This window comes from Streptomyces sp. WAC05292, assembly GCF_003949955.1.
Taxonomy (GTDB): domain Bacteria; phylum Actinomycetota; class Actinomycetes; order Streptomycetales; family Streptomycetaceae; genus Streptomyces; species Streptomyces globosus.
In genome coordinates this window covers 1-6,964 of record NZ_RPSE01000339.1, presented here as the reverse complement: position 1 = coordinate 6,964, position 6,964 = coordinate 1, and the positions used below count along the sequence as shown (strand labels likewise).

Annotated in this window: 7 protein-coding genes; 4 read left to right on the top strand and 3 right to left on the bottom strand. The window is 76.5% G+C overall.

Going from position 1 to position 6,964, the window contains the following annotated elements:
• Positions 1-28: 28 nt before the first annotated feature.
• Together EF903_RS25945 and EF903_RS25940 are read right to left on the bottom strand one after the other, a co-directional pair.
• Positions 29-931 carry an SDR family oxidoreductase gene (locus EF903_RS25945; RefSeq protein ID WP_260615925.1) on the bottom strand — a complete coding sequence of 301 codons (903 nt, stop codon included), beginning with the start codon at positions 929-931 and terminating at the stop codon, positions 29-31.
• 73 nt (positions 932-1,004) lie between these two features.
• Positions 1,005-1,772, bottom strand: a complete 768-nt coding sequence (locus tag EF903_RS25940) for an SDR family oxidoreductase (protein WP_125547099.1) — start codon at positions 1,770-1,772, stop codon at positions 1,005-1,007.
• A gap of 56 nt (positions 1,773-1,828) precedes the next feature.
• On the opposite strand from EF903_RS25940, the gene EF903_RS25935 reads away from it, so the two are divergent.
• From EF903_RS25935 to EF903_RS25920, 4 genes are read left to right on the top strand one after another with little or no spacing between them, the layout of a single operon-like run.
• Positions 1,829-2,578 carry an enoyl-CoA hydratase family protein gene (locus EF903_RS25935; protein ID WP_125547097.1) on the top strand — a complete coding sequence of 250 codons (750 nt, stop codon included), beginning with the start codon at positions 1,829-1,831 and terminating at the stop codon, positions 2,576-2,578.
• Positions 2,575-3,435 carry a CoA transferase subunit A gene (locus EF903_RS25930; protein WP_125547095.1) on the top strand — a complete coding sequence of 287 codons (861 nt, stop codon included), beginning with the start codon at positions 2,575-2,577 and terminating at the stop codon, positions 3,433-3,435. Before EF903_RS25935 ends, EF903_RS25930 begins: the two co-directional genes overlap by 4 nt.
• A complete protein-coding gene (locus EF903_RS25925; RefSeq protein WP_125547093.1) occupies positions 3,432-4,187 on the top strand; it encodes a CoA-transferase subunit beta in 756 nt (251 codons plus the stop codon). The genes EF903_RS25930 and EF903_RS25925 overlap by 4 nt, the downstream gene beginning before the upstream one ends.
• A 4-nt stretch (positions 4,188-4,191) precedes the next feature.
• Positions 4,192-5,265 carry a nitronate monooxygenase family protein gene (locus tag EF903_RS25920; protein ID WP_125547091.1) on the top strand — a complete coding sequence of 358 codons (1,074 nt, stop codon included), beginning with the start codon at positions 4,192-4,194 and terminating at the stop codon, positions 5,263-5,265.
• A gap of 177 nt (positions 5,266-5,442) precedes the next feature.
• On the opposite strand, the gene EF903_RS25915 is transcribed toward EF903_RS25920, so the two are convergent.
• A partial coding sequence (locus EF903_RS25915; RefSeq protein WP_399421701.1) for a DEAD/DEAH box helicase occupies positions 5,443-6,964 on the bottom strand: 1,522 nt, incomplete at its 5' end.

Here is a 6,964-nt window from a genome sequence, read left to right as displayed (position 1 = left end):
CGTCCGTTCTCCCGCCACCGGCGGGACCTCAGCGGGCGCCGTACACGGGCTGCGGGGTGCGGGCCGCGGCAAGGAGCTTCGCGGCGGCCTCGCCGGCCTCCCCGGGCGTGCGGCGGCCGCCGGCCTCGGCGGTCGGGCCGCGCCGCCAGCCCTCCATGACCGTGATCCGGCCGCCCTCCGCCTCGAAGACCCGCCCCGTGACCCCGGCCGAGGCGCCGCTGCCCAGCCAGACCACCAGCGGCGATACGTTCCCGGGGGCCATCGCGTCGAACTCCCCCTCCTCCGGCGCCGCCATCGCCTGCGCGAAGACCTCCTCGGTCATCCGGGTCCGGGCGGCCGGCGCGATCGCGTTGACCTGGACCCCGTACCGGCCCAGCTCCGCCGCCGCGACCAGCGTCAGCCCGAGGATCCCGGCCTTGGCCGCGCTGTAGGCGCCCTGCCCGACCGAGCCTGCCAGCCCGGCCCCCGAGGAGGTGTTGACCACGCGGGCGTCCGGGGTGCGGCCGGCCGCGGCCTCCGCCCGCCAGTGCGCGGCCGCGTGCTTCAGCGGCAGGAAGTGGCCCTTCAGGTGGACCCGGACGACCGCGTCCCAGTCGTCCTCGCCGAGGTTGACGAGCATCCGGTCGCGCAGGAAGCCCGCGTTGTTGACGAGCGTGTCCAGCCTGCCGAAGGCCGCCAGGGCGCATTCCACGAGGGAGGCGGCGCCGGCGCCGGTGGCGATGTCGCCCGCGTGCGCCACGGCCTCGCCGCCGAGCGCCCGGATCTCCTCGACGACGCGGGCGGCCGGGCTGCCGGGGGCGGGGCGCCCGTCCGGTCCGGTGCCGAGGTCGTTGACGACGACGCGGGCGCCCTCCGCGGCGAACGCCAGGGCGTGGGCCCGCCCGAGGCCCCGCCCTGCGCCGGTCACGGCGACGACCCTCCCCCGCGCCATCCCGCCGCCCGCACCCACACCCGTACTCGCACCGGAACCGGAACCGGAACCGCTGACGCTGCTGCTGCTCATCTCAGGCCTCCTTGTGGGCGGTTGACGCGTCCAGGAACGCCGGGCGCTCGCCTCCCCCGTGCACGAGCAGGGCGGCCCCGCTGACGTATCCGGCGCGGTCGGAGGCGAGGAACACGGCCGCCTCGCCTGCGTCCGCCGGGTCGGCGAGCCGGCCGAGGGGGACCGTCGCGGCGACGGCGGCGACGCCCTCCGCGTCGCCGTAGTGCAGGTGGGCCGATTCGGTGGCGACCATGCCGAGGACCAGGGTGTTGACGCGGACCCGCGGCGCCCATTCGACGGCCATCGAGCGGGCCAGGTGCTCCAGGCCCGCCTTGGCCGCACCGTACGCGGCGGTCCCGGGCGAGGGGCGGGAGCCGCTGACGCTGCCGACCATGACCACCGACCCGCGGGACTCCCGCAGCAGCGGGTAGGCGGCCAGGGAGGCCGTCAGCGGGGCGATCAGGTTCAGCTGGACGACGCGGGCGTGGCGTTCGGCGGCGCCTTCGGCCAGCGGCCGGTACGGGGTTCCGCCGGCGTTGTTGACGAGGCAGTCGAGGCGGCCTCCCGTCCGGCCGCCGAGGTCGTCGAAGAAGCGCTGCACGCCGGCCGGGTCGCGCAGGTCGACGGGCGCGTACGCGGCGGTGCGGCCGCCGGCCGCGACGGGCCGGTCGGGCGGCCGGCGGGCGCAGACGACGACGTCCGCGCCCGCGGCGAGGAACGACCGGGCGATTCCCGCCCCGACGCCGCGGGTTCCGCCGGTGACCACCACGACCCTCCCGCCGAGCTCCATGGGCTGCTACCTTCCTCGCCTAACAAACGTTTGGTGGAAAGGTAGCTGATGCGCCCATGGGTGTCTCCACCTCAAGCCCCGGCAAGGGCCTCGCACTCGTCACGGTCGACTTCCCACCCGTCAACGCCCTCCCCGTGCGGGGCTGGTACGACCTCGCGGACGCCCTCCGCGCCGCCGGCCGCGACCAGGACGTCCGGTGCGTCGTCCTCGCCGCCGAGGGCCGCGGCTTCAACGCGGGCGTCGACATCAAGGAGTTGCAGTCCGACAGCGGGCACGCCCGCCTGATCGGCGCCAACCGCGGCTGCCAGGAGGCCTTCGCCGCGGTGTACGAGTGCGAGGTGCCGGTGGTGGCGGCCGTGCACGGCTTCTGCCTGGGCGGCGGTATCGGCCTGGTCGGCAACGCGGACGCCGTCGTGGCCTCCGACGACGCCGCGTTCGGACTGCCCGAGCTGGACCGGGGCGCCCTCGGCGCCGCCACGCACCTGGCCCGGCTCGTCCCGCAGCACCTGATGCGGACGCTGTACTACACCTCGCGCACCGTGACCGCCGCCGAGCTGCACGCCCACGGCTCCGTCTGGCAGGTCGTCCCGAGGGCCGGGCTGCGCGCGGCGGCGCTGGCGCTGGCCACGGAGATCGCCCGCAAGGACGGCAGCCTGATCCGCATGGCGAAGGCGGCCATCAACGGCATCGACCCGGTCGACGTGCGCCGCAGCTACCGCTTCGAGCAGGGCTTCACCTTCGAGGCGGCCCTCGGCGGCATCGCCGACCGGGTCCGCGACACCTTCGGGAAGGCGGGGGCGCCGTGACCGACAAGACGATGACGGCCGACGGGGCCGTGGGCCGGCTGCGCAGCGGCATGACCGTCGGCATCGGCGGCTGGGGTTCGCGGCGCAAGCCGATGGCGCTGGTCCGGGCGCTGCTGCGCTCGCAGGTGACGGACCTGACCGTGGTCTCGTACGGCGGCCCGGACGTCGGCATGCTCGCCGCGGCCGGCCGGATCCGCCGGCTCGTGGCGCCGTTCGCGACGCTCGACTCGATCCCGCTGGAGCCGCACTTCCGGGCCGCCCGCGAGAGCGGCGCGTTCGCGTTCACCGAGTACGACGAGGCGATGTTCCTGTGGGGGCTGCGGGCCGCCGCGAACCGGCTGCCGTTCCTCCCCGTGCGCGCCGGGCTCGGCTCGGACGTGCTGCGCGTCGACCCCGGACTGCGGACGGTCGTCTCGCCGTACGGCGACGGCGAGGAGCTGGTCGCGGTGCCCGCGCTGCGGCTGGACGCGGCCCTGGTCCACGTCAACCGCGCCGACCGGCTCGGCAACGGCCAGTACCTGGGCCCCGACCCGTACTTCGACGACCTGTTCTGCGCAGCCGCCGACGCCGCCTACCTCTCCTGCGAGCAGCTCGTGGAGACCGCGGACCTCGCCAAGGCCGGGCCGCCGCAGTCCCTGCTGGTCGGCCGGCACACCGTCACCGGTGTCGTGGAGGCGCCGGGCGGCGCCCACTTCACCTCCTGCGCCCCCGACCACGGGCGGGACGAGGCCTTCCAGAAGCTGTACGCGACCACCCCCTGGCCCGAGTTCGCCGCGCGCTTCCTGGCGGGCCGCACCGAGGACGACTACCGCGGCGCCGTCCGCGCCTGGCACGGGGAGCGGCAGCAGTGGACGTGAACGCACGAGCGGCGGCGGGCCCGGGCGCCGCGGTGAGCCGGGCGGAGTACTGCGTGGTGGCGTGCGCCGAGGAGTGGCGGGGCGCGGGAGAGGTCCTGGCGAGCCCGATGGGGCCGATCCCCTCGCTCGGGGCGCGGCTGGCGCGGCTGACGTTCTCCCCCGACCTGCTGCTGACCGACGGCGAGGCGCTGCTGGTGGGGCCGGGCGGCGAGGTGGAGGGCTGGCTGCCCTACCGGCGGCACCTGGACCTGGTCGCCGGCGGGCGGCGGCACGTGATGATGGGCGCGAGCCAGATCGACCGGTACGGCAACCAGAACATCTCCTGCATCGGCGACTGGGAGCGGCCGGACCGCCAGCTCCTCGGCGTGCGGGGCGCCCCCGCCAACACGGTCAACCACCCGGTCTCCTACTGGGTGCCGCGGCATTCGCGGCGGGTGTTCGTGGAGCGGGTCGACATGGTGTGCGGGGTCGGCCACGACCGGGCGGCGGCCGGTGGTGCGGGCCGCTTCCACCGGCTGGGCCGGGTGGTCAGCGACCTCGGCGTGTTCGACTTCGCGACGCCCGACCGGTCGATGCGGCTCGCCTCCCTGCACCCGGGCGTCGGGGTGGAGGAGGTGCGGGAGGCCACCGGGTTCGCGCTCGCCGTGCAGGAGGACGTCCCGTACACGCGGGAGCCGACCGCGCGGGAGCTGCGGCTGCTCCGCGAGGTCCTCGACCCGGCGGGGCTGCGCGAGCGGGAAGTGCGGGGCTGAGGGGATGGAGACGGCGCTGACCCGGCTGGTCGGGGTGCGGTACCCGATCGTGCAGACGGGCATGGGGTGGGTGGCGGGGCCGCGGCTGGTGTCGGCCGCGGCGAACGCGGGCGCACTGGGGATCCTCGCATCGGCGACGATGACGGCGGACGGGCTGCGGGCGGCGGTGCGGGAGGTGCGGTCGCGTACGGACGCCCCGTTCGGGGTGAACTTGCGGGCGGACGCCGGGGATGCCGCCGAGCGGGTCCGGATCCTCGTCGAGGAGGGGGTGCGGGTCGCGTCGTTCGCGCTGGCCCCGTCGCGGGAGCTGATCGCCCGGTTGAAGGGCGCGGGCGTGGTGGTGATCCCCTCGGTCGGGGCGCGCCGGCATGCGGAGAAGGTCGCGGCGTGGGGGGCCGACGCGGTCCTCGTGCAGGGCGGCGAGGGCGGCGGGCACACCGGGGAGGTGGCGACGACGGTGCTGCTGCCGCAGGTGGTGGACGCCGTGGACGTCCCGGTGGTTGCGGCGGGCGGCTTCCACGACGGGCGCGGGCTGGTCGCGGCGCTGTCGTACGGGGCGGCGGGGATCGCGATGGGGACGCGGTTCCTGCTGACTTCGGACTCGACGGTGCCGGATCCGGTGAAGGCCCGCTACCTGGCGGCCGGTGTCGGGGACGTGACGGTGACCCGGGCCGTGGACGGGATGCCGCACCGGATGCTGCGCACGGACCTGGTGGCCGGGTTGGAGCGGGCGGGGCGGGCGGGGGCGCTGCTGCGGGCGGTCCGGCACGCGGCGGGGTTCCGGAGGCTGTCGGGGCTGTCGTGGCCGCGGATGGTGCGGGACGGGCTGGCGATGCGGCACGGGCGCGAGCTGTCGTGGAGCCAGGTGCTGCTGGCCGCGAACACGCCGATGCTGCTGCGGGCGTCGATGGTCGAGGGCCGCACCGACCTCGGGGTCATGGCGTCGGGGCAGGTCGCCGGTGTGATCGGCGACCTGCCGTCGTGCGCGGAGCTGGTGGAGCGGATCATGGCCGAGGCGCGGGCGGTACTGGCTCGGCTGGAGGCGCTGGAGGCCTCCGGCGGCGGCCCCGCGGGCTGATTCCCCGGCGGGGCGGCCGGACAGCGGCATGGCCCGTTCGGGTGCCGCCCGGCCGCGGTGCTGCCCCAGGGGGACGGCTCCGGTCGGCTGCCCGGGTGCGCCGCCCCCTCCGACGCGGCTTCGGGCCCGGTGCCGCTCGGCGGGTCGGGGCTCGGCCCCGGTGCCGCCTTCTGCTGCTCAGGCGCCGCCGCGGGCGGTGGGCTGGCGGTCGCCGCCGGAGCGGCGGCGGCCGCCGGAGGAACCGGAGCGGGAGCCGCCGGAGCGGGAGCCGCCGGTGCGGGCCGCGGCCGGGGCGCCGCCCTGGGCGGTGCCGCGGGTGCGGCGCGGCCGGCCGTCCGCGGAGGCCTGCGCGGCGCCCGTCCCGGCCTCGGTGCGTGCGGTGCCGCCGCGCCCGCCGCCCTGGCCGCCGTTCTGGCCGCCGCCCTGGCCGCGTCCGGAACGGCGCCGTCCGCCGCCGCCCTGGCCGGTGCGCTGCTTCGGCGGGGCCGCCGGCTGGGGCACCTCGATGACGACGGGCACGCCGGAGGGCTCCCGGGCGCCGGTGAGGCGGGACAGCTCGTCGTCGGAGGACTTCACCTGCGCGGTGCGCGGGGAGATCCCGGCGTCGGCCATGAGGCGGGACATCTCGCGCTTCTGCTCGGGCAGGACGAGGGTGACGACGCTGCCGGACTCGCCGGCGCGGGCGGTGCGGCCGCCGCGGTGCAGGTAGTCCTTGTGGTCGGTGGGCGGGTCGACGTTGACGACGAGGTCGAGGTCGTCGATGTGGATGCCGCGGGCGGCGACGTTCGTCGCGATCAGCGCGGTGACCTCGCCGGTCTTGAACCAGTCCAGGGTGCGGTTGCGCTGCGGCTGGGAGCGGCCGCCGTGCAGCCCGGAGGCGCGTACGCCCTGGGCGAGGAGGCGCTTGACCATGCGGTCGACGCCGCGCTTGGTGTCGACGAACATGATGACGCGACCGTCGCGGGCGGCGATGCGGGTGGCGACGGCCTTCTTGTCGGTCTCGTCCATCACGTACAGGACGTGGTGCTCCATGGTGGTGACCGCGCCGGCGGACGGGTCGACGGAGTGGCCGACGGGGTCGGTGAGGAACCTGCGGACGAGCTTGTCGATGTTCTTGTCGAGCGTCGCCGAGAACAGCAGGCGCTGGCCGCCGGGCTCGACCTGGTCCAGGAGTGCGGTGACCTGGGGCATGAAGCCCATGTCGGTCATCTGGTCGGCCTCGTCGAGGACGGTGATGGCGACCTGGTCGAGGACGGCGTCCCCGCGGTCGATGAGGTCCTTCAGGCGGCCCGGGGTGGCGACGAGCACCTCGGCGCCGCGGCGCAGCGCGCCGGCCTGCCGGTTGATCGACATGCCGCCGACGACGGTCGCGGTGCGCAGGTTCAGCGCGGTGGCGTAGGGGGCGAGGGCGTCGGTGACCTGCTGGGCCAGTTCGCGGGTCGGTACGAGGACCAGGGCGAGCGGGGCCTTCGGCTGGGCGCGGCGGCCGGCGGTGCGGGCGAGGAGGGCCAGGCCGAAGGCGAGGGTCTTGCCGGAGCCGGTGCGGCCGCGGCCGAGGAGGTCGCGGCCCGCGAGGGAGTTGGGGAGGGTGGCGGCCTGGATGGGGAAGGGCTCGGTGACGCCCTGGGCTGCGAGGGTCTTCAGGAGGGCCTCGGGGAGGTCCATGTCCTCGAACGCGGCGGCCGGCGGCAGCGGGGGG